The sequence below is a fragment of the Candidatus Competibacter phosphatis genome (genome assembly GCF_012939995.1).
GTDB classification, from domain to species: domain Bacteria; phylum Pseudomonadota; class Gammaproteobacteria; order Competibacterales; family Competibacteraceae; genus Competibacter; species Competibacter phosphatis.
Map to the genome: position 1 here is coordinate 1 of NZ_SPMZ01000009.1, position 25,134 is coordinate 25,134.

The 25,134-nt window shown below is 59.1% G+C and carries 23 protein-coding genes and 2 pseudogenes; 5 read left to right on the plus strand and 20 right to left on the minus strand.

Features of this window, described 5'->3' with window-relative positions; translation table 11 throughout:
- On the minus strand, positions 1-132 hold a 132-nt coding region (locus tag E4P82_RS23490), incomplete at its 3' end, for a transposase (RefSeq protein ID WP_169247436.1).
- Positions 80-277, minus strand: coding sequence for a transposase (locus E4P82_RS02575; protein ID WP_169247437.1), 198 nt, complete (start codon positions 275-277; stop codon positions 80-82). The genes E4P82_RS23490 and E4P82_RS02575, both read right to left, overlap by 53 nt.
- 164 nt (positions 278-441) lie before the next feature.
- Here E4P82_RS02575 and E4P82_RS02580 point away from each other — a divergent pair.
- Positions 442-1,227, plus strand: a pseudogene (locus tag E4P82_RS02580) (IS5 family transposase).
- Positions 1,228-1,502: 275 nt separating this feature from the next.
- Here the strand turns inward: E4P82_RS02580 and E4P82_RS02585 are convergent.
- The 6 genes from E4P82_RS02585 to ttcA form a co-directional block, all read right to left on the minus strand.
- The gene (locus tag E4P82_RS02585) at positions 1,503-2,129 is read right to left on the minus strand and encodes a Uma2 family endonuclease (RefSeq protein WP_169247438.1); all 627 of its coding nucleotides are present in this window, start codon (positions 2,127-2,129) and stop codon (positions 1,503-1,505) included.
- A 26-nt stretch (positions 2,130-2,155) separates the two neighbouring features.
- Positions 2,156-2,968, minus strand: coding sequence for an ABC transporter ATP-binding protein (locus E4P82_RS02590; protein ID WP_169247534.1), 813 nt, complete (start codon positions 2,966-2,968; stop codon positions 2,156-2,158).
- Positions 2,968-3,921, minus strand: coding sequence for a branched-chain amino acid ABC transporter permease (locus E4P82_RS02595; protein WP_169247439.1), 954 nt, complete (start codon positions 3,919-3,921; stop codon positions 2,968-2,970). Before E4P82_RS02595 ends, E4P82_RS02590 begins: the two co-directional genes overlap by 1 nt.
- Before the next feature lie 36 nt (positions 3,922-3,957).
- A complete protein-coding gene (locus E4P82_RS02600) occupies positions 3,958-4,863 on the minus strand; it encodes a branched-chain amino acid ABC transporter permease (RefSeq protein ID WP_169247535.1) in 906 nt (301 codons plus the stop codon).
- A 110-nt stretch (positions 4,864-4,973) separates the two neighbouring features.
- A complete protein-coding gene (locus tag E4P82_RS02605) occupies positions 4,974-6,104 on the minus strand; it encodes a branched-chain amino acid ABC transporter substrate-binding protein (RefSeq protein WP_169247440.1) in 1,131 nt (376 codons plus the stop codon).
- 108 nt (positions 6,105-6,212) lie between these two features.
- Positions 6,213-7,163: a tRNA 2-thiocytidine(32) synthetase TtcA gene (gene ttcA, locus E4P82_RS02610; RefSeq protein ID WP_169247441.1), complete on the minus strand. Its 951-nt coding sequence runs from the start codon at positions 7,161-7,163 to the stop codon at positions 6,213-6,215.
- Positions 7,164-7,372: 209 nt separating this feature from the next.
- Between ttcA and E4P82_RS02615 the strand changes: the two genes are divergently transcribed.
- Complete coding sequence (locus tag E4P82_RS02615; protein ID WP_169247442.1) at positions 7,373-7,579, plus strand: YdcH family protein; 207 nt, start codon at positions 7,373-7,375, stop codon at positions 7,577-7,579.
- Positions 7,580-7,703: 124 nt separating this feature from the next.
- Here the strand turns inward: E4P82_RS02615 and E4P82_RS02620 are convergent, their stop codons facing one another.
- Positions 7,704-8,339: a phasin family protein gene (locus tag E4P82_RS02620; RefSeq protein WP_169247443.1), complete on the minus strand. Its 636-nt coding sequence runs from the start codon at positions 8,337-8,339 to the stop codon at positions 7,704-7,706.
- Between the two features lie 279 nt (positions 8,340-8,618).
- Here E4P82_RS02620 and E4P82_RS21690 point away from each other — a divergent pair, with 279 nt between their 5' ends.
- The 3 genes from E4P82_RS21690 (at position 8,619) to E4P82_RS02630 (ending at position 12,398) form a co-directional block, all read left to right on the plus strand.
- The gene (locus E4P82_RS21690) at positions 8,619-9,911 is read left to right on the plus strand and encodes a hypothetical protein (protein WP_246327321.1); all 1,293 of its coding nucleotides are present in this window, start codon (positions 8,619-8,621) and stop codon (positions 9,909-9,911) included.
- Positions 9,912-9,987: 76 nt separating this feature from the next.
- The gene (locus tag E4P82_RS02625) at positions 9,988-11,487 is read left to right on the plus strand and encodes a DUF349 domain-containing protein (RefSeq protein WP_246327328.1); all 1,500 of its coding nucleotides are present in this window, start codon (positions 9,988-9,990) and stop codon (positions 11,485-11,487) included.
- Between the two features lie 38 nt (positions 11,488-11,525).
- On the plus strand, positions 11,526-12,398 hold the full coding sequence (locus tag E4P82_RS02630) for a DMT family transporter (RefSeq protein ID WP_169247445.1): 873 nt from the start codon (positions 11,526-11,528) through the stop codon (positions 12,396-12,398).
- A gap of 12 nt (positions 12,399-12,410) precedes the next feature.
- Here E4P82_RS02630 and E4P82_RS02635 read toward each other — a convergent pair whose 3' ends face one another.
- The 11 genes and pseudogenes from E4P82_RS02635 to nuoF all read right to left on the minus strand — a co-directional run bounded on the left by E4P82_RS02635 (position 12,411) and on the right by nuoF (position 25,128).
- Positions 12,411-13,280, minus strand: a complete 870-nt coding sequence (locus E4P82_RS02635; protein ID WP_169247446.1) for a phosphoribulokinase — start codon at positions 13,278-13,280, stop codon at positions 12,411-12,413.
- A 240-nt stretch (positions 13,281-13,520) separates the two neighbouring features.
- A complete protein-coding gene (locus E4P82_RS02640; RefSeq protein WP_246327322.1) occupies positions 13,521-13,829 on the minus strand; it encodes a DUF2818 family protein in 309 nt (102 codons plus the stop codon).
- Positions 13,830-13,854: 25 nt separating this feature from the next.
- Positions 13,855-15,294 (minus strand): NADH-quinone oxidoreductase subunit NuoN, encoded by a 1,440-nt coding sequence (gene nuoN, locus E4P82_RS02645; protein WP_169247448.1) that lies wholly within the window; start codon positions 15,292-15,294, stop codon positions 13,855-13,857.
- Between the two features lie 42 nt (positions 15,295-15,336).
- Positions 15,337-16,850: pseudogene (locus E4P82_RS02650) on the minus strand (NADH-quinone oxidoreductase subunit M).
- 18 nt (positions 16,851-16,868) lie between these two features.
- Positions 16,869-18,830, minus strand: a complete 1,962-nt coding sequence (gene nuoL, locus E4P82_RS02655; RefSeq protein ID WP_169247449.1) for an NADH-quinone oxidoreductase subunit L — start codon at positions 18,828-18,830, stop codon at positions 16,869-16,871.
- A gap of 4 nt (positions 18,831-18,834) precedes the next feature.
- Positions 18,835-19,140: an NADH-quinone oxidoreductase subunit NuoK gene (gene nuoK / locus E4P82_RS02660; protein ID WP_169247450.1), complete on the minus strand. Its 306-nt coding sequence runs from the start codon at positions 19,138-19,140 to the stop codon at positions 18,835-18,837.
- Between the two features lie 99 nt (positions 19,141-19,239).
- Positions 19,240-19,842 (minus strand): NADH-quinone oxidoreductase subunit J, encoded by a 603-nt coding sequence (locus tag E4P82_RS02665; protein WP_169247451.1) that lies wholly within the window; start codon positions 19,840-19,842, stop codon positions 19,240-19,242.
- A 43-nt stretch (positions 19,843-19,885) separates the two neighbouring features.
- Entirely contained in the window at positions 19,886-20,383 is a 498-nt protein-coding gene (nuoI, locus tag E4P82_RS02670; protein WP_169247452.1) for an NADH-quinone oxidoreductase subunit NuoI, read from the minus strand.
- Between the two features lie 12 nt (positions 20,384-20,395).
- A complete protein-coding gene (gene nuoH, locus E4P82_RS02675; protein ID WP_312914014.1) occupies positions 20,396-21,421 on the minus strand; it encodes an NADH-quinone oxidoreductase subunit NuoH in 1,026 nt (341 codons plus the stop codon).
- A gap of 16 nt (positions 21,422-21,437) precedes the next feature.
- Positions 21,438-23,798: an NADH-quinone oxidoreductase subunit NuoG gene (gene nuoG / locus E4P82_RS02680; RefSeq protein ID WP_169247454.1), complete on the minus strand. Its 2,361-nt coding sequence runs from the start codon at positions 23,796-23,798 to the stop codon at positions 21,438-21,440.
- 37 nt (positions 23,799-23,835) lie between these two features.
- Entirely contained in the window at positions 23,836-25,128 is a 1,293-nt protein-coding gene (gene nuoF, locus E4P82_RS02685; RefSeq protein WP_169247455.1) for an NADH-quinone oxidoreductase subunit NuoF, read from the minus strand.
- Between the last annotated feature and the right edge of the window lie 6 nt (positions 25,129-25,134).

Consider the following 25,134-nt stretch of genomic DNA (forward strand, 5'->3'; position numbering starts at 1 on the left):
TGTGTTGATTTGCTCGATAGTATGATTGTCAACCCATTTGTGATAATAGTAACTAATTAAGGTATAGTGGGGAAAATCTTTAGGCAAATGCCGCCATTGACAACCCGTCTTGTTCAGGTAAAAAAATGGCATTTATCACTTCGCGGAGATCGACTTTACGGGGCCGACCTGTCGTATAAGGATCGGCTTTTTTTAAAATCGGCTCCAAGATTTCCCATTCTTCATCTGTCAAATCACTGGGATACCTCTTACCAGGAATTTCTTTTGGCCAAGCCATGCAGCACCTCGAATAGAATCTCTGAAATTAAAATAATCGCCGGATTTTGGCTTATTTTATCAAAAATACTATAATAATATCAATTTGTTAATTTTTTGTACAGCTTCTAAGAAGCTGTTTGGAAATTCGCTCGTGTAAGTTAGCGTAGCGGCATTTTGACGGACATGAGCCAAAAAAAACGCAAGAAGCGCTATCCGAGCAACCGAGGGGGGCGTGGCGCTGCCTGAAGCCCCTGTTGCCGGCTTTCTCGGTCGGTAGGCCCAGGGAGGTGAGCTTGCGCCAAGTAGTGAACGCGATCCTCTACGTACTGAAGACCGGCTGCCAATGGCGGCAGATGCCCCGCGAGCTCCCGGCGTGGAATGCGGTCTACTACTACTTCCATCGCTGGTTGCGCGACGGGACCTGGGAGCGTCTCAACCACGCCCTGCGTTCGCGGCTGCGGCGGAAGGGCGGTCGGCACAAGCACCCGACGGCGGGCTGCTTGGACAGCCAGAGCGTCAAATGCACGACGGTGCCGGGGCCGAGGGGCTACGACGCCGGGAAGAAGGTCAACGGGCGCAAGCGCCACCTCCTGGTGGACACGCTGGGGCTGTTGCTGGCGGTCGTGGTGACCGCCGCCCGCGTGCAAGACCGCGACGGCGCCCGTCTGCTGCTGCGCCATCTGCCGGGCGGCTGCAAGAAGCTGAGGAAGGTCTGGGTGGATGGAGGCTGACGCGGGAGCGTTGGTGGACTGGGTCGCGGCGCGGTTCAAATTCCGCTTGGCGGTGGTGCCGCGCCCCAAGGAGAGCCGGAAGTTCGTGCTGCTGCCCCGGCGCTGGGTGGTGGAACGCACCTTCGGCTGGCTGAACCACTCCCGCCGCCTGAGCAAGAGCTACGAGCGACTCACTCGGACGGACGAGGCTTGGATCTGCATCGCCATGACCCGCATCATGTTGAAGCGCCTGGCTTGAGGCGGACATTTCCAAACAGCCTCTAAGATCAGGAATAACCGCCGGCTCTCCATCTTCGGTACGTTCGGAGTTCTGAGTTAAAACATCAACTTCGACTACTTTTACGGTACGGTCAAGCATTAGCGAAAACCACGCCTCCGCTGCGAATGGTTCCGTCTTCAGAATGTAAGCTATCGCTTCCGTGAGAAAATTCTCCCGAGGAGCATATCCATCCCGAGGATGATATTTAAAAAGAGCGTTGAAGAGATTTGGAGATTCGCCAACCATGATCTGCCTCAGTTCAGTGGCACCCAGCAAAGCCAAGAGACTATCAGGTGAACCATCAAGAAAGGGAGTAAAACGGTCACGTCCACAACACCCCCAACGAAAAACGAGATCGCTTCAAAAGGTGGGGCGCGCACTTCATCATCCTGCTGATAAACATGCTCCAGCAACCAGTACCCGTCGCGCAGTACAAATATCTCCAGGGTACATGGGGTCGGATCGACCAACCATAGAAACGAGATGCCCTGCACAGCATAAATAGGCATTTTATCCGCCCGGTCGATTCGGGCCGTGCCCGGCGAGAGCACTTCGCACACCCAGTCGGGGGGCAAAGTAAAGTAGGCCATGTCAGGCAACTCCGGCATCCGCTCCCGCCGCCAGCCGGCCAGATCGGGCACCAGGATATGCGGTCCCAAGTGCAACTCCGGCTCGAACAGGATCCACCAGCCACCGGGACCTCCGCGCCCTTTGTGGAAGGGACTGATCAACTCGTCGCCCATGGAAGAACTGGCCAAGGCATGTCTCGGCGCGGGGCGCGGTTGCGTGATCAATTGCCCGTGAATGATCTCGCCCACCAGATTCTCAGGCAGATCGAACAGGTCTTCGTAAGTCGCGAATTTGAGGGCGGTTGCGGTCATGGTCAGGGCTCCTTCACGGGTTCGCGTTACACCTCGTCCTCGGTGCCCAGATAAGCCTCGATCACCTTGGGATCGCGGCGCACCTGCTCCGGTGCGCCTTCGGCGATTTTGCCGCCGTTTTCCAGCACCACCAATTTTTCGCAGGCGCGCATCACCAAGCGCATGTCGTGTTCGATCAATAAAATGGTAATTCCGCGCTCTCGAATGCGGGCGATCAAGCCAATCAACGCCTCGGTTTCCTGTTCGTTCATGCCGCCGGCCGGTTCGTCCAGCACCAGCAATCGCGGTCGGGTCGCCAACGCCCGAGCAATTTCCAACCGCCGCTGATCGCCGTAGGCTAGATTTTTCGCCAAGGTCAGCGCCTGCTGGCGCAGGCCGACAAATTCCAGCTCCTTCAAGGCCCGGCCCATGGCGTCGTTTTCCTCGCGTCGCTGGGTTGGCAACCGCAACATGGCGGCGAGGATTCCACCCCGCATCTGGTAATGGCAACCGGCCAGCACGTTCTCCAGCACGGTCAAGCGCTGGAATAACCGAATGTTCTGGAAGGTGCGGGCAATACCAAGGGCGATGATGCGATGGGTGCGCAACCCGGCCAGCGAGGTGCCGGCGAATTCGATTCGCCCCCGGTCGGGTCGATAGTTGCCAGTAATCAGATTGAATACCGTGGTCTTGCCGGCGCCGTTGGGGCCGATCAGACCCACCACCGAGCCTTCCTCGACGACGAAGGACACCGCATCGACAGCCGTCAGACCACCAAAAGTTTTGGTCAACCCCTGGAGCGTCAGTAACGGCGTTACAGTAGCGGCCGGCCGACCGGATACAACAGAGGGCGCCCCCATCATCCACGCCCCCTAGCCAGGGTTATCGGTGAAAATCGCCCTCCCCTCGCCGGCAACAAACCCTGCGGTCGGAACACCATCATCACGACCATCACCAGACCGAACACCAACATGCGGGCGCTGGCAAACTCGCGGAATAATTCCGGCAAGCCGATAACCAAGAAAGCCGCCAGCAGGACGCCGACGATATTGCCTGCTCCGCCAAGAATCACGATCATAAACAGCACCACCGATTCCCAGAAATTGAACGACTCTGGGGAAATGATGGTCATTTTGGCCGCGAACAGGGTACCAGCCATGCCCGCCCAAGCCGCGCCTAGGCCAAATGCGGCCAGCTTGTAGTACGCGGTGTTGATGCCACTGCCCTCCGCCGCCACCTCGTCCTCACGCAGGTAGTTGAGCGCCCGTCCGAACCGCGACTGCTTCAGCCGCAGAAACAGAACAATGGTCAGCGCCACACAACCCCAAATCAGGTAGAAAAACTCCTGTGGCCGACGGATGACGATACCGAACAACTGGGGGCGGCTGATGCCAAAAATACCGTTGGCGCCACCGGTCATGCCGAAGATGTCATTCACCAGGGCGATGCGCACGATTTCGCCGACGCCGATGGTGACGATCAGCAGATAATCGCCACGCAGATGCACCACCGGCCGCGCCACCGCCAGCGCAAACAGACCGGCGGCCAAACCGCTCAGCGGCAAGGTCCACAAGATCGGAATCTGATAGCGAGTGTTCAGAATGGCGGCGGTATAGGCGCCCACCGCGTAAAAGGCGGCATGGCCCATATTGAACAAGCCAGCCTCACCCAGAATGAGGTTGAGACCCAGTGCCAGCAGCCCGTATAGACCGATGCTGTTGAGTACGTCCACCTGGTAGGCGTTGAGAAACAGCGGCGCGGCGGCCAATAGCGCGGCAAGCACCACCACGACGAATGGTTTACCGTGCTTCATCGGTTTTATCCGCCATGGCCTGTTCCCCTGCCCCCTTCATATCTTGTCCGCCACCCGTTCGCCCAGCAAACCGGTGGGTCGAACGATCAGGATCAGGATCAATACCAGAAAAGCAATGGCATCCTTCCAGGCGATGGAAATATAGGCCGCGCCAAGTGCTTCGATCACACCCAGCAACAGCCCGCCCACCATCGCGCCGGGGATATTGCCGATACCGCCCAGGATCGCGGCGGTGAAGGCCTTCATACCGTAGACCCAACCCATGGTGAAATTGATCTGGCCGTAGTACAGCCCCACCATCAACCCGGCGGCGCCACCCAGCGCCGGCCCCATCAGGAACACCAGCAGGATCACCCGGTTCACGTCGATACCCATCAGCCGCGCCGCGCCCTGATCGATCGCCGCCGCGCGGATGGCGGCCCCGATCCGGGTCTTCTGAATGAACAGATACAACGCAACCATCATCAGCACCGAGGCCAATACGATCAGCACCCGCATCAACGGCAGGTACAAGCCGAATACATTCAGCGTGGCGGTGGGCAGGATGTCGTCGGGATAGACCTGGAAACGTGCGCCATAAAGCAGCATCAACGCATTTTGCAGAAAGATCGACGCGCCCAGCGCCGACACCACCGCCGACAAGCGGGGCGATTCCCGTAAGGGACGATACGCGGCTCGCTCCAGAATCGCGCCGAGAACCGCCACCAACCCCATCACCATCAGTGCCAGCACCAGTACACCCAGGGCGAAACCCAAGCGGTCGGTGAGCGCCAGCGAAGTCAGCAGAGTCAACCCCAGGTAGGCCCCATAGGTGAACAGGTCACCATGGGCAAAGTTGATCAGTTTGAGCACACCATAAACCATGGTGTAGCCCAAAGCGATCAGGGCATAGATGCCGCCCACGGCAAGGCCATTGGTGAGTTGCTGGAAAAATTCTTCCACGAGTTCGCTGGGATTCAGGTTGGAGAACAGGGAACGTCGCGATGACGACAACTATTCGCGCGGTCGTGGCGGTTCCCTCCAAGCCAGGAGGAAGGAACCGCGACAACGACTTACAGCTTCTGCAACACGAAATTGCCTTCGGCATCCACCTTGTAGACCCGATACACCTCACCCTCGCGGTCGCCCTTGGCGTCGAAGGAGATCGGCCCACTCAAGCCTGGATAATCCTTGAGATCCTTATGCAGGTATGCGGCGATCTTGTCGCTATCGGTGGACTTGGCACCGGCGATGCCGGCCACCATCACCCGGAAACCGTCTCCGGCCAGCATCGCCCAGATCGAGGGAGGCAACTCGTTATATTTTTTCTGGTAATCGGCCAGAAATGCCGCCGCATCCGGCGTATCCAGATCCCGCGGTTGCGGCGGGCTGAGGAAGTAGAAACCTTCGGCGGCCTCCTTGCCGGCAATCTTGACCAGATCGACATTATTGGTGGCATCACCACCCAGAAACGGCACCTGCCAGTTCATGTCCTTCTTCTGGCGCAGCAGCAGACCGGCTTCGGGATAGTAGCCGGTGAACAGCACCACGTCGGGATTGGCGCCCTTCAGCTTGGTCAAAATAGCGGTGTAATCGCGTTCGCCGGGAGTCAGCGCATCGAAAAACACCACCTCCGCGCCTTGATCCTTCAGCAAGGCATTGGCTTCATCCGCCAAACCCTTGGCGTAGGAGGTATTGTCGTGCAGAATGGCGACCTTCTTGAAACCCAGCTTGTCGATGGTCCGCGCCGCCATGCGACCCTGTTCGTCGTCGCGCGGCGCGGTGCGGAAGAAATGCTTGAAGCCTTTTTCGGTCAGGCGGATAGCGGTGGAACCATTGGCGATCTGGGGTAACTTGACTTCATCGTAGATCGCCTGGCTGGCTTCAGTCACCGAAGAACCGTAGGTACCGATCACCCCCACCACGCCCCGAGTGGTCAGGCGTTGCGCGGCCAGCGAGGCGGTGCGCGGGTCGCCGCCATCGTCTTCGGTCACCACCTCGATCTGCTTGCCCAACACACCACCCTTGGCGTTCTGCTGTTCGGCCAGCAGTTCGACGATCTTCTTCATGCCCTGGCCTTCGCTAGCCCAGGATCCGGTCAACGGCGCCATCAGGCCGATCTTGACGGTATCGGCCGCCTGTGCGGTTACGCCACCCACGGCCAGACCGAGCGCCGCGACCAACGCCAACAATTGCTGCTTCATAGAGGGTGATCTCCTTGTGTGGAACCGGCTAACGGGGCGGGAAGGATGCGATCAGGCCAAGCCGGCGTGTCATAATCGGTGAAACATAGCAGCGAATTTCAAACAGCGTCAAACTCGCCGCAGGGTCGGCAAGGGCAATCGCACTTCCTTGACATGCGATTTAGCGCTCCCATCGACCAACAATGCCTCATTTTCCTCCTCATTCCATTCTTCCGCGGCGCCATCGCCTCCGCCGGGCAACCACTCCGGTACCCGGCCGCCGTTGCGCGCGCCCAACCCGGCGAAATCGAACAAGCCGGTATCGGCCAGATGCGAAGGCACCACGTTCCGCAGCGCGGCGAACAGGTTCTCGATCCGTCCCGGAAACTGCTTTTCCCACTGCCGCAGCATGGCTTTGATCGCTTGGCGCTGTAGATTGGGTTGCGAACCGCATAGGTTGCAGGGAATGATCGGAAATTGCCGGGCCTCGGCGTAGGCGGCCAGATCACGCTCCCGGCAATAGGCCAACGGCCGGATCACCACATGTCGACCGTCGTCGCTCAGCAGTTTGGGGGGCATGGCCTTGAGTTTGCCGCCGTGAAACAGGTTCAAGAACAGGGTTTCCAGAATATCGTCGCGGTGATGACCCAACGCGATCCGCGTCATGCCGTGCTCCTTGGCGAAGGTATACAGGGTCCCGCGCCGCAACCGCGAACACAAGCCGCAAGTGGTTTTGCCCTCCGGGACCACCCGCTTGACCACGCTGTAGGTATCCTGCTCGATGATATGGAACGGCACACCGATGCCTTGGAGATATTCCGGCAGCACATGCTCGGGAAAGCCGGGCTGCTTCTGATCGAGATTGACCGCGACCAGTTCGAAGCGCACCGGCGCCCGCGCCTGTAGCTTGCGCAGAATGTCGAGCATGACAAAGGAATCCTTGCCGCCGGACAGGCAGACCATCACTCGGTCGCCATCCTCGATCATGTTGAAATCCTGAATTGCCTGACCGACGCTCCGCCGCAACCGCTTCTGAAGCTTGTTGAAATTGACCTGCTGTTTCTTGATCGCAACCGTCATCGCCCCATCACCTCGGAAACCATGTTCAGCGCGCTGACTTTACCTGAAATCGACACGGTTGCGCCAAGTCGGACATCTTGCCGGTCGTTCGGCGTAGGACTAGACTCCCCCGGTTGTGATCACGATCAGCGCCGCGCGTCGGGAGCCTGCCCGGTCCCGCTTTGCCGCGCCTGACAAAAAAAAACCGCCCTGCTTCGGAGAACACCACAATGGAGAGCAGTGACATCGAACACTACAAACACCGGCTCGTCGAACTGCGGACAGAGCATCGCGATCTGGACGATGTGATCGCCCGCCTGGCCAAAGATCCGCTGGTCGACGAGCTTGAATTGAAGCGATTGAAAAAGCGCAAGCTAATGCTCAAGGACATGATCGCACATCTGGAAAGCAGGCTTATTCCCGACCTCAACGCCTGATCTCATTCCGTCAAATGCGGCTGCCCCAGCCCAATGGCGGGGCAGTTCTGGTCCCCGCCATTCGGGCCGACTTACGCGGACCGGATTGTTTCATCCAAGATCGGCGCTCCGATCGGACCAGGCCCTACAGTGCTTCGTCCCCGTATTTTCGAACGTGTAACGCCTTAGCCTGGCCGATCCAGTCATCGCGGTGAATCCGGCCACTGAGATGGATCACCTCGGCTTCCAAGCGATTGACGTCGGCATCGGTCAGATTGGCGATCTGCCGATAAGCGCAAAAGCCAGCAGCGTTCAACTTGCCTTCCAGCGCCGGGCCGATGCCGTTGATCATCTTAAGATCATCTTTCTCCTCCTCCGTACGGGTGGTCATCACGGCCACTTTCCGCTGATTGGCGATGGCCTGAATACGCTTATTAATACCCTCCAAACGCTTGGCGATAACCTGCAACTCATCGCGGGTCGGCACGCCTAACCGCGTCAGCGCCCGCGCCACCCGCTCCTCGAACAATTGCTCCAGGCTATCCAGCGTACTGCTCGTCTTATCCTTGGCATCTCCGAGCCGGCCACGGGCCTCACCAACCCATCTCTTGATCTTGCCAGTCTTCTCTTCGGTCATCTTCAACGCCTGACCCCGAAGCTTCTCGCCTTCCCTGACCAGCGAATCCACCAAATGGCCGGTTTCCCGCTGTGCCTGGTCCACCGCCGCCCTGACCGGACTGGTCATGGAGTCGGACTCATTCTCGTGGGTCTGCTCGCTCATGACATGCTCCTCAATCGGCTATCACCTTAATATCATTTCACTTTGCGCTTTCCGTGGATTTCACTGTATAGCAAACGCAAGTAGTGCAAACATCCTAAAGCCAACATCCGGCGCCACGCCGACCTTAAGAGGGTTGCGATACGGCAATACCTATCGCACCGCAGCACCAAATCCGAGCCGGTATGCTAAAGTAGGTGGCAAAATTAGCTGCCGGATATCGATCGAACCCACCCGAACCGGCAGGGCTTCACCCCACCCCCGAGCCATATCGATCTCCTCATGATCCTGAGCCGTTTCCTCAAACCCAAGTGGCAACAAGCCAACCCTGAAAGCCGTAAGCAATCCCTGCGGAATCTGGACAGCAATGATCCGAAACTGCTCGATCTGGCTCGACAGGACCCTGATCCGGCCGTCCGCCGCGCCGCGCTGGAGCGACTCGGCGATCTTGAGCTATTGCGCCGCATCGCCGACGAGGATACCGACGTGGACCTTCGGGATGCTGCCCAGGCGCGCTACCATGCGTTGTTAGCGGGCAAAGTCGCCGGTGGCCCGACACTGGCCAGCCGCTTGGAACGGCTGCGGGGCGACCCGGATGTCAACCTGGTGGAATTCTTACTGCAACAGGCGGTCGAGCCCGAATTGCGGTTGGCGGCGCTGGAGCGGATTGACCTGGAACCCACACTGGCCGACATCGCCACGCAGAATTCCTATCCAGACTTACGGCTGGCGGCGCTGGAACGCGTGCATGCTCCTGAACTGCTCGATCGGATCGCCCGCCAGAGCCGTAACCGCGACAAGCGCCTGCACCGCCGGGCACGGGAACGCTTGGATGCCCTGCACACCGAACAGGCGCGCACCTTGAGCCTGGAGCGACTGTGCGTCGAAATGGAATGTCTAAATTGGGATGGCGAAAGTGGCCTCAACGCGGGCCGATTTCCCAAACTGGAACAGGAATGGCGTGAGCAGGAAATCGACGCTTCGCCCGAACTTCAGGCACGCTACACGCAAGCTCGCGGCCGGTTTCTGGCCGAACGCCAAGCCAGCGCCAACCGCCGAACTCAACGGCTGGAACTGCTCGCCACGCTGGAATCCTTGCTGGAACGGCTGCGCCAACACAGCGAATCCAACTCAGAATTGGACGCGGAGATCCAATACGCCACCACCGAGGCCCCCACCACCTGGACCCCGTCACGGCCCTGCCCAAGACAGCGAAAGCCGACGGCAAACAACGCGGTTCCAACAACTGGTTCAAGACATCGAAGAACAAGAACGCCTCCTGCAGCGCAACCATGTTCGCACCGAACGCTTACGCGAAATGCTGGCGCAAGGCGAAACCTTGCTCCAGCAACCCAGCGAAGTGCGCGATACCGATTTGAAGCAACTGCGTCAGCGCTGGGAAGGACTGGAACGACCGGAGTCGCCGGCCCTCGCCAACGATCTGCAAAGCCGTTTCGACGGCCTACTCGACAAACTGCGCGCCCGCCAGCAACGACAGGTTCAGCATCGCGATCAGGAATGGCAAGACATCCAGGACCGAGTGAGCCAGCTCGAAACGGCGGTCGAGGATGGTGAATTGCAGCAGGCCACCCAATTGCAGGAACAAGTGCGCCACCAGATCAAACACAACATCGGCCTGAGTCGGGGGCAAATGGCGGCGATCGAGGAACGGTTGCAATCCTGCGCCGCGCGCATCGGCGAACTGCGCGGCTGGCGGCGCTGGGGTGCCAGTCAGGCTCGGGAGCAGCTTTGCGTTGCCGCCGAAAACCTGATCGACCTCGACATCGATCCGGCCGACATTGCCCAGCGCATTCAACAAATCCGTACGGCCTGGAAAGAACTGGATCATCACGAAGGCGGTGCGCCCAAGGGGCTGTGGAACCGTTTCAACAACGCCTGCGAGCGTGCCTACGCCCCGTGCCAAGCCTATTTCGAGGCCCAGACCCGCGAGCGCCAGCACAATTTCGACCAGAAAGTGGCGCTTTGCGAGCAACTGGAACAGTTCGAGGCGGCAACCGACTGGCGGCAAGTGGACTGGCGCGAGGCCGATCGACTGTGCCGTCGTGCCCGCGAACAATGGCACCAACTCGGACCGGTCAACCGCGCCGACCGCAAGACCATCGACCGTCGTTTCCAACAGCTCCTGCGGCGCTTGGACGCGCACCTTGACGTCGAACGTCAACGGGAGCTGGCACGGCGCCAGCAATTGATCCAACAGGTTCAGGACCTAGCGGACAACCCCGATCTGCGCGTCGCCGTCGAAACCGCCAAGCTCGCACAAGCCCAATGGCAGCCCACCGTGCAAGGCTCTTACCGGCAAGAACAAGCGTTGTGGAAAGCTTTCCGCACCGCCTGCGATGCGATATTTGCCCGCCGTCACACCGAACAGCAAGCCGCCGACGCCGAACGTCAAGCCAATTTGACACACAAGTTAGGCTTGTGCGAAGAGATCGAGTCGCTCGCCCTGATCGACCGCGAACAACTGGCACAGGCAAACACCCGACTGCAGGAAGCGCAACACGAATGGCAGATCATCGGACCGATTCCCAGAGCCGAACAACGCGCGCTCGACCAGCGCTTCGAAGCAGCCGTTCGGCGGTTCGGCCAACGAGAGAAACTCCTGCGCCAGGCCGATGTCCAGGAAAGCTTCCAGCACTTGCAACAACGCGGCCAACTATGCGCCCGGCTGGAGGCCGCGTTGGAAGCTCAGCGGGACGATACCCTGCTTCCATTGGCCCGCCAGGAGTGGGCGACCTTGCCGGATCCGCCAACGACGCTGGCGGCGGCGCTGCAACAGCGCTTCGACGCCGTCTGTCAGGCACTGGAGGGTACTCCCGAGCAAATGCAGGCCGCGCGCGCGCACCTGTCGCACAACCTGGAGCGCAAGCAAACCTGGTGTGTCTGCATGGAAATCGTGGCCGGCGTGGACTCACCGCCCGAGTTCGCGTCACTGCGGATGGAGTATCAGGTCGCTCGCCTGTCGGCCTCGCTGGCCGGCGGCGCCGTCAAAACCGAAACAATCTACGACCCTCGTCAATTGCAGGAACAGTGGTGGCTCACCGGCGCGCTGCCGGCTGAAGCGGCGGCGGAACTGGATAGCCGATTCCTGCACGCCGCAAGGGTCTGGTGGCAGCGGGAGGAAGAAGCCTGAACCCGTCGTCCGGCGACGACGCTCCAGCTCGTTACGGCATGCAGCCTGGAGATCTGCTGCTGGCGCTGCTCGCGAACACCGCTTGGGCGTTCAACTTCATTGCCGGCAAGGCGGGAGTCACCCACTTCCAGCCCTTCCTATTCACCAGCCTGCGTTTTGCCGTCCTGTTGCTGCTATTGCTGCCGTTTCTGCGCCGAATTCCGGGTCAGATGGGTGGTGTACTGGGCATTGCCCTGGTGCAGGGCGTTCTGCACTTCAGCCTGATCTTCGCCGGTCTGGAAGCTAGTGGCGACATCGCCTCGGTCGCCATCGCCAGCCAGCTCTACGTACCGTTTTCGACCGTGCTGGCCCTATTCCTGTTGGGCGAAACCCTGGATGCTCGGCGGGTGGTCGGTATTGCCCTGGCATTCGGCGGCGTGCTGGTGATCGGCTTCGATCCGGTGGTATTCCGCCATCTCGATGCCCTGCTACTGGTCACCGCCGGCGCGGCGGCGATGGCACTCGCCACCATCCAGATGCGGCGGTTGCGCGGGGTCGGCGTGTTCGCGCTGCAAGCCTGGATCGCGCTGTGCGCCACGCCGGCACTGGCACTGCTCTCGCTGCTGTTCGAACAGGGACAGTGGAGCGCCCTGCGCACGGCGAGCACCCTGGAACTGGCCGCGCCGGTCTATTCCGCCGTGGGCGCATCCCTGATCGGTCACGGCATCGTCTATTACCTGCTCGGCCGTTATCCGGTCGGGGTCACCACGCCACTACTGCTGCTGAACCCCGTGCTGGCGGTCGCCTTCGGCGTGCTGTTGTGGGGCGATATCCTGACCTGGAAGCTGGCTTTGGGCGGCGCGATGACCTTGGCCGGTATCGCCGGCATCACCATATCCCTACCGAACCGCAAGGGCGTGCGTACCGCCTGAGTGGGCCTTCCTTCATAGTTCCCGGCGAACCAACCGTTCGATCAACGGTTGCAGGATGATTTCCATGGCGAAACCCATCTTGCCACCCGGCACCACGATGGTGTTGCGGCGCGACATGAATGAGTCGTGAATCATGTGAATCAGATGAGGAAAATTCGGCTGGGTTTTACGGGCGTCCTTGAAACGAATCACCACAAAGCTTTCATCCAGCGTGGGGATATCGCGCGCGGTGAAGGGGTTGGAAGTATCCACCGTCGGCACCCGCTGAAAATTAATGTCGGTGCATGAAAACTGCGGCACGATATAGTGAGTGTAATCGTACATCCGCCGCAGAATGGCGTCGGTTACCGCTTCGGCGCTGTAGCCCCGCTCAGCGGTATCGCGGTGAATTTTCTGGATCCATTCCAGATTGACGATCGGCACCACCCCGATCAACAGATCCACATAGCGGGCGACATTGACCTTGTCGGTCACCACCCCGCCGTGCAAGCCTTCGTAGAATAGCAGGTCGGTCCTGGGCGGTAATTGCACCCAAGGCGAAAACGTTCCCGGCTCCTGGCCATAACGTCCAGCTTCTTCCCGGCTGTGCAGGTAATAGCGCCGCAGTCCGCTGCCACGCTCGCCATACTCCATGAACAGCGCTTCCAAGCGGTCGAACAGATTTCCCTCGGGGCCGAAGTGGCTAAGATTGCGGCCCTCCTGGTAAGCTTGTTCGCATTGCCGTTGCATTTCCAGCCGATCATGGCGATGGAAGCTGTCGCCTTCGACGATGACGGCATTGATCCCATCCCGGCGAAAAATATGCTCCATCGCGACCCGAACCGTCGAAGTGCCGGCGCCAGACGAACCGGTAATGGCGATAATCGGATGCTGTTTTGACATGACCGCCCTGACAGTGACTGAAAGGCACCGAAGACAGCCCCGCCTATATCGCGGTGCGGCAAATCAATGCGGAGGCACTCGCTCAGGGGCTGATCTGTTCCAAATTAGCGAAATCGTCGGTTTGACGAACGACAATAGCAAAAATCGGGGAAAACCAAGAATATCGGAGAGAAGTCAGGCGTCAGGCGGGTTTGCCAAGCATCGTCCGGCAGCGAAATGCCTGATCCAAATGCTTTGGTCTCATTGCCCATTCTGCCGTAATAAGCGCCGCAGTTGGTGACGATAGATAAAGCCGGGCATGGCGCTCACCGCAAACAGGCACAAAGTTACTACATAGAACTCCCACCCCTGCGTATGCAGGACACCGGTCGTCTTGTATTCGAAACCGAAGCCTATACCAACGACCAAGCCGTAGAGCAATCCCCACTCGACCAGCCTCAACCAAAAGGGCTTAGTCCGCTGACACGGAATCGCGAACAGCCAGCGCTCACTCAGCCAAGGCAGGTTGGCGGCCACCACCGCCAACCCCAGCCAAAACCCAACCAGCAAGCCTTGCGACACGCCCGAACGATGCCTAGTTCAGCAATGCCGTGGCACACCAACTCATCAGCGCGGTCGGATACAACCCCAGCACCACCAACAGCAACCCATTGGCACTGATGACAATTTCAGTGTCGCGACTGAGCTCGATCGGCGCGCTCTGTTCAGGTTTATCGAAGTAGAGGCACTTGACCACCCGCAGATAATAGAATGCACCGATCACCGAGAACACCACGCCGAGGATCGCCAACCACACCAGCCCCACATCAACCACCGCCTGCAACACGACCCACTTGGCGTAGAAACCGGCCATGAACGGGATACCGGCCATGGACATCATGACCACCATCATCAGGAAAGCCAGCCATGGATTGCGGTCGTTCAGCCCCTTGAAGTCATCGATATTTTCGGCTTCGAAGCCAGTCCGACTTAGTATGATGATCAGACCGAAGGCACCAACCGCCATCAACACGTAAACGATGGCGTAAAACATGGCTGCGGCGTAGCCCTCCGGAGTACCGGCCAGAATGCCCAACAGCAGAAATCCAACATGGGAAATAGTCGAATAGGCCAACATCCGTTTGATATTGGTCTGGACGATCGCAACCAAGTTGCCCAGCGCCATGGATAGTGCCGCCAGGATGATCAGCATCTGCTGCCAATCGCCCTGCAACGAACCCAAGCCATCCACCAGAACCCGCATGATCAAGGCGAAAGCCGCCAACTTGGGCGCCGAGCCGATGTACAGGGTCACCGAAGTGGGCGCACCTTGGTAGACATCCGGCAACCACATATGGAAAGGCACCGCGCCCAGCTTGAACGACAATCCGACCACCAGAAACACCAGTCCGAACACCAGGACCAGGTTGTCCGCGCCTTGCCTGGCAACGGCGTCGGCTACTACCTGGAGATCCACGCTGCCGGTCGCGCCGTAGATCATCGAGATACCGTACAGCAACATGCCGGACGCCAGCGAACCCAGGACGAAATACTTCATGGCGGCCTCGGAGGAAACCGGAGAATCCCGATCGGTCGCCACCAAAGCGTAAAGCGATAACGACAGCAACTCCAACCCCAGATACACACTGAGCAGGCTGTAGGCGGATACCATGACCATCATACCGAGCACACCAAACAGACCCAGTACATAGTATTCGCCCTTGAACAGATCACGCTGGCGCAGATAGTCGCGCGAGTAGAGAAAACCAGCGGCGGTGGTCAGGTAGATGAACAGCTTGAGCAGATCGCCCATCGCATCCTTGACATAGTGACCGAACATTGTGGTCACCGGCGCCTGCGCGTAGGTCAGCAACGTCAGCAGGGCCGCGCCCAGCAAGGTCAATTGCGCCAATCCATAGCTAATGTGGCGTTGCCGCTGTTCCAGGAACACATCGACGACCAGCACCAAACACGCCATGGCCAGCACGAACAGTTCCGGCAACACCGGCACGAAATCAGGGGCGACGAAGTTCATGGGGTTTCCCTATTCTCCGATTCTTCTCTGCGACAGGAGGCCTTACAGCTTGGAGGCAGTGACATGCTGCAGTAGGTTCTCCACCGAGGCATGCATCACGGATGTCAGTGGGTCGGGCCAGACGCCGAGCAACAATACCGCCGCCGCCAGCAGGCTCAGTATGATAATTTCCCGGCTATTGACATCCTTCAGCTCGGCGACGTGACTGTTGCCGATGTCGCCGAAGATCACCCGCTTGATCAGCCACAGCGTGTAAGCCGCGCCGAGAATCAAGGTGGTCGCCGCCAGGAAAGCAATCCAGAAACTGGCCTTGAAACTGCTCAAGATCACCAGAAACTCGCCGATGAAACCCGAGGTGCCCGGCAAGCCCGCGTTAGCCATGCCGAACAGCACCATGAACGCGGCGAACACCGGCATGGTGTTGACTACCCCGCCGTAGTCCTTGATCTGGCGGGAATGCATCCGGTCGTACAACACGCCCACGCAGAGGAACAACGCGCCGGAGATAAACCCGTGCGACACCATCTGCACCATGCCGCCCTCAACACCCATGGCCGCGCCGCTCAGGCTGCCGGTGTGGCGGTAGATGCCGAACACGATGAAGAAACCCAAGGTGACGAAACCCATGTGGGCAATTGAGGAATAGGCGATCAGCTTTTTCATATCCTGCTGAATCAGCGCCACCAAGCCAATGTACACCACCGCCACCAGCGACATGGTAATCACCAACCAGTCCAGCATGCTCGCCGCGTCCGGGGTGATCGGCAGGGCGAAGCGCAGGAAGCCATAACCGCCGATCTTCAAGGTAATTGCCGCCAGAATCACCGAACCACCGGTGGGCGCTTCGACATGGGCGTCCGGCAGCCAGGTATGCACCGGCCACATCGGTACCTTGACCGCGAAGCCGAGCATGAAGGCGAAGAAAATCAGCACCTGCTCGGTCAAGCTGAGCGGCAATTTGTGGAAATCGAGAATTTCGAAACTACCGGCCTGGTTGTACATGTAGATCAGAGCGATCAACATGAACACCGACCCCAGAAATGTGTACAGGAAGAACTTGAGGGTGGCGTAGACCCGGCGCGGCCCTCCCCAGATCCCGATGATCAGGAACATCGGGATCAACATCGATTCGAAGAGACGTAGAACAGAATGGCGTCCAGCGCGGCGAATACACCGATCATCAGGCCTTCCATGATCAGGAAGGCAGCCATGTATTGGGCAATCCGATACTGCACCACCTCCCAGCCGGCGATCACCACCAGCAGGGTCATGAACGCGGTGAGCAGGATCAGCGGCATGGAGAACCCATCCACGCCCAAGTGATAATTGGCATTGAGGGCCGGAATCCAGGGTATGAATTCCTGAAACTGCATCGCCGCTGTCGCGGGGTCGAACGACGAGTACAAGGGGATACTGATCAGCAAGCTCAGGATTGCCACCGTCAGCGCCAGCGCCTTGGCGCGCCCGGGGTTTTCATCGCCCACGAACAACACCGCGACGCCGCCCAGAATCGGGAACCAGATGACAAGACTCAGCAGAGGCAGTTCCGACAGCATGGTTTTTCTTCTTCCAGGTTAGCGGGTGACGAACCAGGTCAACAGGACCAGCAGGCCGACGATCATGGCAAACGCATAGGTATATAGATAACCGGTCTGCACCTGCCGAGTGATGGCGCCGAACCAGCCCACCAGCCGTGCCGTACCGTTCACCATCAGACCATCGATCAAGCCTGCGTCAGCGTACTTCCACAGCGCGGTACCCAAGCTCCGACTACCGCGCATGAACACCGCCTGGTAAATCTCGTCGAACAGATACTTACGCACCATGATGTCGTACAGCGTGGCGAACTTCCGTTGGATCAGATCCGGCAGATCCGGCCGTATCATGTACAGATAGAACGCCGAACCAAGCCCGATGAGAACCAAGATGAAGGGCAGACCAATCACGCCATGCAAAGCGAAATTGAATGCTCCACCGACTTCATGAAAGTGTTCCCTGAGATGCTCCAGCACGTTATGTGCAGGGGATACCACGATGGGTCCGTCGAACACCGTTCCAAACAACAACGGTCCGATCGCCATGGCACCGATCACCACCGAGGGAATCGCCAGCAGGATCAGCGGCACGGTCACCACCGCCGGCGTCTCGTGCAAATGTTCCTGGGTGTGATGGTCCATGCGCTCCTTGCCGTGGAACACGAGGAAGTACAACCGGAATGAGTAGAACGAGGTCACGAACACGCCCAGCATCACCGCGAAGTAGGCAAAGCCGGCACCAGCGATATGCGAGTAATGCACCGCTTCAAGGATACTGTCCTTGGAGTAGAAACCGGCGAATCCCGGCGTGCCGATCAGCGCCAAGGTACCCAACAGAAAGGTGAACCAGGTAATGGGCATGTACTTCCACAATCCACCCATCTTACGGATATCCTGCTCATGGTGCATGGCGATGATCACCGAGCCGGCACCCAGGAACAGCAACGCCTTGAAGAAGGCGTGAGTCATCAAGTGGAAAATAGCGGCGGAATAGGCGGACACACCCAGCGCCACAGTCATATAGCCTAGCTGCGACAGCGTCGAGTAAGCCACCACCCGCTTGATGTCGTTCTGGACGATACCAAGGAACCCCATGAACAAGGCGGTGATCGAACCGATGACCAGCACCACGCTCAGCGCCGTTTCCGACAACTCGAACAATGGCGACATGCGAGCCACCATGAAGATACCGGCGGTCACCATGGTGGCGGCGTGGATCAGCGCCGAGATCGGGGTCGGGCCTTCCATCGAATCCGGCAGCCAAACATGCAGCGGTACCTGCGCCGATTTACCCATCGCGCCGATGAACAGCAGGATGCAGATCAGGGTCATCAGCGACCAATCGACGCCAGGAATCACCTGCACGGTCATATCGGCCATCAGCGGCGCGGCGGCGAACACGTCGGCGTAGTCGATGCTGTTGAAAGCCATCAGCACCGCGGCGATGCCCAGCATAAATCCAAAATCGCCAACTCGATTAACCAGAAAAGCCTTGAGACTGGCGAAAATGGCGCTCTCGCGTTTGTACCAGAAGCCGATCAGCAGGTAGGACACCAAGCCCACCCCCTCCCAGCCGAAGAATAGTTGCAGGAAATTGTTGGACATCACCAGCATCAGCATGGCGAAGGTGAACAAGGCGATATAGCTGAAGAAGCGTTGATAACCGTCGTCGTCGTGCATGTAACCGATGGTGTAGATATGGACCATCAACGACACGAAGGTTACGGTGGAAATCATCACCGCTGTCAGGTTATCCACCAGAAAGCCGACTTCCATGCGAATGCCTTCGACCACCATCCAGGTGTAGAGCGATTCGTTGTAGGGCTCGGCGCCGTTCAAGACATGATGGCGGAGCACCACCAGCGACAGCAGAAAGGAAACCGCCACGCCGATGATGGTCACCCAGTGGGCGCCGGCTCGGCCGATTTTCCGGCCGAACAGACCGGCGACGATGGCGCCAAACAGTGGGGCAAGCACAATCCCGAGATAGACGTTTTGCATGCGGCTAACCCTTCAGCGTATCAAGGTCGGCGACGTTGATGGTACGGCGGTTGCGGAACAGCACCACCAGGATGGCCAAGCCGATAGCCGACTCAGCCGCCGCCACCGTCAAAATGAAAAAGACGAAGACCTGGCCGGTGGTATCGCCGAGAAACCTTGAAAAAGCGATGAAATTAAAATTCACCGCCAGCAGCATCAACTCGATCGACATCAGCAGGATAATGACGTTCTTCCGGTTCAGAAAAATGCCGGCCACGCTGAGACAAAAGAGGATCGCCCCCAGCACGAGATAATCAGTCAGCGCGATCATCTATCCCCCGCCTTGTATTTTTGAAATGGGTGAAAATAGGTCAGACAACTGAGCGGGTACACGGGCGACACCGGATCTCCCCGCCAAAAAACCACACTACTACTTCTTCTCCGGCGCCATGCGCACCAACCTCACCCGGTTGTCGCGCGACGATACCCGAACCTGCTGGCCAGGATCTTGGGACTTGGTTCCCTCGCGACGACGCATCGTCAGCGAGATGGCGGCAATGATCGCGACCAGCAAAATCACGGATGCGATTTCGAACGGATAGACGTAGAAAGTGTATAAGACACTGCCCAGTTCCTTGGTATTGCTGTAATCGGCCGTGTGCGAAATCAGATGGTACTGCTCGGTGGTAAAGTAGCCGGATCCGACCACCAACCCCATTTCGATCACGATCAACAACGCCACCGTCGCGCCGACCGGCAAGTACTTGATGAAACCCTCTCGCACTGGGTCGACATTGAGATCCAGCATCATGACCACGAACAGGAACAGCACCATGACCGCGCCCACATAGACCAGCACCAAAGTGATGGCCAGGAACTCGGCCTCAATCAGCAACCACAGGGCAGCGCTGGTAAAAAAGGCCAGCACCAGGAACAACGCGGCATGTACCGGGTTCCGGACCGTGATCACCCGCACCGCCGCGAATACCAGGATCAGCGCGAAGACGTAGAACAGAAACTTTTCAAATCCCATGAGCGAACCTGTCTTCTTCTTTGCTTAGGCAAGTGGGAGTCGGCTAGCGATAGGCCGCGTCGGCGGCCCGATCGGCGGCGATTTGCGCTTCCCAGCGGTCGCCGTGAGCAAGCAACTTCTCCTTGGTCATGATGTGCTCGCCACGCTTCTCAAAATGGTAATCGAATACCCGGGTCTCCACGATCGAGTCCACTGGGCAGGCCTCTTCGCAAAACCCGCAAAAAATACACTTGAATAGATCGATATCGTAACGGGTGGTGCGGCGGGTGCCGTCCTCTCGTTGCTCGGACTCGATGGTAATCGCCAACGCCGGGCAGACCGCCTCGCACAACTTGCAGGCAATACAGCGTTCTTCACCGTTGGGATAACGGCGAAGCGCATGCAGGCCGCGGAAGCGCGGCGACAGCGGGGTACGCTCCTCGGGATACTGCACCGTGATCTTTTTGGCAAACAGATAACGGCCGGTGACTCCCAAGCCGAGCAATAGCTCCCACAGCACAAAACTCTTGAAATAGTGCCGAAGGGTGTTGAGGGTATTCATCGCTTTCTCCGCTCAATCGAACCACGGGCCAACCTGCGCCAACACACCCAATCCAATCACCAGCAACCAAACCAGCGTCACCGGGATAAAGACCTTCCAACCCAAGCGCATGATCTGATCGTAGCGATAGCGCGGGAAGGTGGCGCGGAACCACAGGAAAAACAGCAGCAGGACCGAAATCTTGATCACCAGCCAAAGCGCGCCGGGCACGAAAGAGAACAATTCGCCGAGCACCGGGATACCCTCGAACGGCGACAGCCATCCACCCAGAAACAGGGTGGATGCCAACGCCGACACCAGGATCATGTTGGCGTATTCCGCCAGAAAGAAAACCGCGAAGGCCATGCCGGAATAATCCACATGGAACCCGGCCACGATCTCCGATTCGCCCTCGGCCACATCGAAGGGAGCGCGGTTGGTCTCGGCCACGCCGGAGATGAAGTACACAAGGAACAAGGGCAACAGCGGCAACCAATACCAGTGCAACAGACTGCCCTGCTGGGCCAGCACAATCTGATTGAGATTGAGGCTGCCGGCGGCCATCAGCACGCCGACCAAGGCGAAACCCATGGCGATTTCATAGGAGACGATCTGGGCCGCCGAGCGCATCGCGCCCAGGAAAGCGTATTTGGAATTCGAGGACCAACCGGCGATGATCACACCGTACACACCGAGTGACGTCAAGGAAAGCAGGTAAAGCAAGCCGGCGTCCAAATGGGAAATCTGCATGCCATCGCCGAAGGGGATCACCGCCCAAGCCGCCAGCGCCGGCCCGAACGCAGTCACCGGCGCCAGCAGGAACAGGAATCGATCGGCGCGGGTGGGGATAATGATCTCCTTGAACATCAGCTTCATGGCATCGGCGATGGGCTGCAACCACCCCTTGGGACCAACCCGGTTCGGACCGATCCGAACTTGCATGTAGCCAATGACCTTGCGCTCGGCGAAAGTTAGATACGCCACCCCTAGCAACAGAGGTGCCAGCAGGGCGACGATTTTCAGCAGGATAATAACGAGCGTCAGCAGCGTTTCCACGATCCAGGATTCCTTGTTGTTATTGGATAGCCACCGGGCCAACCGCCGGACCGAGTGCCACGCTGGCGTACAATCCCGCCGGAATCCAGGCACAACCCTTGGGCACGCTTTCATCCAATACCAGCGGTAGGTCGACCGCCGCGCCGTTCTGGCGTACCTGGACTTGTTCGCGCTCGGCCACGCCCAGATCCCGCGCCACATCTGGATGCAGCCGCACCTCGACCGGCCGCACCAGCGGGCTTAGTTGCAGAGATCGCGCACGCCGGACCAACGAATCAGCGGCATAAATCGGCACTTCCGCTACCCGATATAACCCTTCGGACTTGAAGGGGACCAAGGATTTACCGGAATCCAACGTATTGTCAGGCTGAACCCGAGTACAGGCATTCTCAGCTTCGGCTCGTATTTCTTCGGAACTGACGTAATCGAAACCGGCCACGCCAGCCAGATTGCCCAAAACCCGCAGCACTTTCCAGGCGGGTCTTGCCTCGCCAAACGGTTTGCTGGCTCCCGAAAAACTCTGCCAGAGACCTTCGGCATTGACATAACTACCGGAAGTTTCAGCGAAAGTAGCCACCGGCAAAACGACATGAGCATAAGTCTTACTGGCGGCACTGGCGAACGGACTGAGCGACACCACCCATTCAGCCGCTTGCAGGGCCTTCAGCGCCGCGGCGCCATCCCAGCAATCCAATTCCGGCTCCACTCCCAGCAGCACATAAGCTTTGCGGGGTGCCTCCAACATCGACCGCGTATCCAGACCCACCGTTGGTGCCGACGCCCCCCCTGGCAAGCGATGCGGCAGCGCGCCGGCCAGCCACCCACCTGCCGAGTTGGCGGCTTCGGGCAGATACCCCAGGCGCGCACCACTGCAAGCAGCCACGAAGCTGGCCAACGCCCGCAGTTGCGCGAAGGCTGGATGGGCGACGGCCAGATTGCCCAGTAGCACGGTGGCGGGCGCCTGATTGACCAGATGCTCGGCAATGGCGCGCTCGGTTTCCCCGGCGGACACGCCGCCGGCTAGGGCAGCGAGTTCCGTCGGCAGGTCCTGGCCTTTCAATTCCGCGACCGCCAGCGCCACGCCAACCAACGCCGCCACCATGCCGGCGGGATCGGCGATCACTTTGGCGGCGACTGGGAAAAGAAACTCAAAGTCACGGGGATTGATCAACAGGATTCGACCACCCGCCAACGCCGCCTTGCGCAAGCGATGGCCAGCCAGCGGTTGTTCCATCCGTACGTTGGAGCCAATCAGCAACGCCGCTCCGACCTTCTCCAAGTCCGCCAGCTCCTGCCCCAGCCAAGGGAATACCGGCGCCGCGTCCTGATCGCTGAAATCGGCCTGCCGCAGCCGGTGGTCGATATTCGCCACACCCAAGCCACGCGCCAGCTTCTGCGCCAGATACAATTCCTCCACGGTGGCGGTCGGCGACAACAGGAATCCAACCGCTTCGGCACCATGCTGGGCGATCACCTCCCGCAAACCCTTGCTCGCCGTTTCCAAGGCCACTTCCCAATCGGCTTCCCCGCCTTTTACCCAAGGACGGACCAAGCGATCATCGCTGTAAATGCCTTCATAGCTGAATCGGTCGCGATCGGAAATCCAGGTTTCGTTGATTGCCTCGTTCTCGCGCGGCACCACCCGCATGACTTGACCACGCAAGGTGTGAATGAAGATATTGGACCCGACGGAATCGTGCGGCGCGATGGCGGGATGCTGCACATATTCCCAGGAACGCCCCCGGTAGCGGGACGGCTTGGCGGTCAGCGCGCCCACCGGACATAGATCGATGACGTTGCCGGACAGTTCCGAACCGACGCTATGAGCCACGTAGGTACCGATTTCCACGGATTCGCCTCGCCCGGTGGCGCCCAATTCGCGCAGGCCGGCGACTTCCTCGCCAAAACGCACACAGCGAGTGCAGTGAATGCAGCGTGTCATGTCGGTGGCGATCAATGGCCCGATGTTCTTGTCCCTGACCACCCGTTTGCGTTCGGCGAACCGCGATACATCGGCACCGTAGCCCAGCGCCATGTCTTGCAATTCGCATTCGCCACCCTGGTCGCAAATCGGGCAATCCAGCGGATGGTTGATCAGCAAGAACTCCATGGTGCCCTTTTGCGCGGCGAGCGCTTTGGGCGACTCGGTATAGACTTTCATGCCTTCCATCACCGGCGTGGCGCACGCGGGCAAGGGCTTGGGCGCCTTCTCCACCTCGACGAGGCACATCCGACAATTCGCGGCAACGGACAGCTTCTTGTGATAGCAAAAACGGGGGATGGCAATACCCGCCGCATCGGTGATTTCGATGAGCATCGCGCCTTTACGCGCCTTCAGCGGGATGCCGTTGACTTCGATGTTGACCTGTTCCTCGCTCATCTCTTATCCACTGCAACCGTGTTATGGATTTTGTGGCTCAGGCGGCCAACGCCGTCGCGCCGGCGATCATGCTGCGCTTGTGCTCGATGTAGTAGGCAAATTCGTGGCGGTAGTGTTTGACGAAGCTGCGCACCGGCATGGCCGCGGCATCGCCCAGAGCGCAGATGGTGCGTCCTTCGATTCGGCTGGCCACGCTGTCCAGCAACTCCAGATCCTCGGGGCGACCCTTGCCTTCGACGATGCGGGTCACCATCCGGTACAGCCAGCCGGTGCCTTCGCGGCATGGAGTACATTGGCCACAGGACTCGGAGTAGTAGAATCGGGAAACACGCTGCAGCACCCGCACCATATCCGTGGTTTCGTCCATCACGATCACCGCGCCCGAACCCAGCATCGAGCCCGCCTTGACCACGGAATCGTAATCCATGTTGGCCTTCATCATGACCTCGCCCGGCACCACCGGCACCGAGGAGCCGCCTGGAATCACCGCCTTGAGCCGACGCCCCTTCCAGATTCCGCCGGCCATGGCCAGCAGATCGGCAAAGGGCGTTCCCAGGGCGATTTCGAAGTTGCCCGGTTTGTCGACGTGGCCAGAGACCGAGAAGATCTTGGTACCTCCGGCATTGGCGGTACCAAGCCCGGCAAACCACTCACCGCCGTTGCGGATGATCGACGGCACCGAGGAAAACGATTCGGTGTTGTTGATGGTGGTCGGCCGGCCGTAGAGGCCGTAGTTAGCCGGAAACGGCGGCTTGAAGCGCGGTTGGCCCTTTTTGCCCTCCAGCGATTCCAGCAGGGCGGTTTCCTCGCCACAGATATACGCACCGGCGCCCAGAGTTGGGTACAGATCGAAATCGATGCCGCTGCCCTGGATGTTTTTACCTAGCAATCCGGCGGCGTAGGCTTCCTTGACCGCGTTTTCGAAACGCTGGTAGGGTTCGTCCAGGAATTCACCGCGCATATAGTTATAGCCGACCGTGGAACCGGTGGCGAAACCGGCGATCGCCATACCTTCGACCAGGGCATGAGGGTTGAATCGTAGGATATCGCGATCCTTGCAGGTGCCCGGTTCGGACTCATCGGAATTGCAAACCACATACTTTTGGACGGGTGCGTTGCGCGGCATGAAGGTCCATTTCAGGCCGGTCGGGAACCCCGCGCCGCCGCGACCACGCAGACCGGATTTCTTGACCTCGTCGATCACCTGCTCGAATGTCAGTTGTCCGGCAAGAATCTTCTTCCAAGCCTCATAACCACCCAAGCCAGTGTAAGTCTCGATCGACCACGGCCGGTCCAAACCGAGCGTCCGGTAACAAACCTCATTGGCCATCGCGGT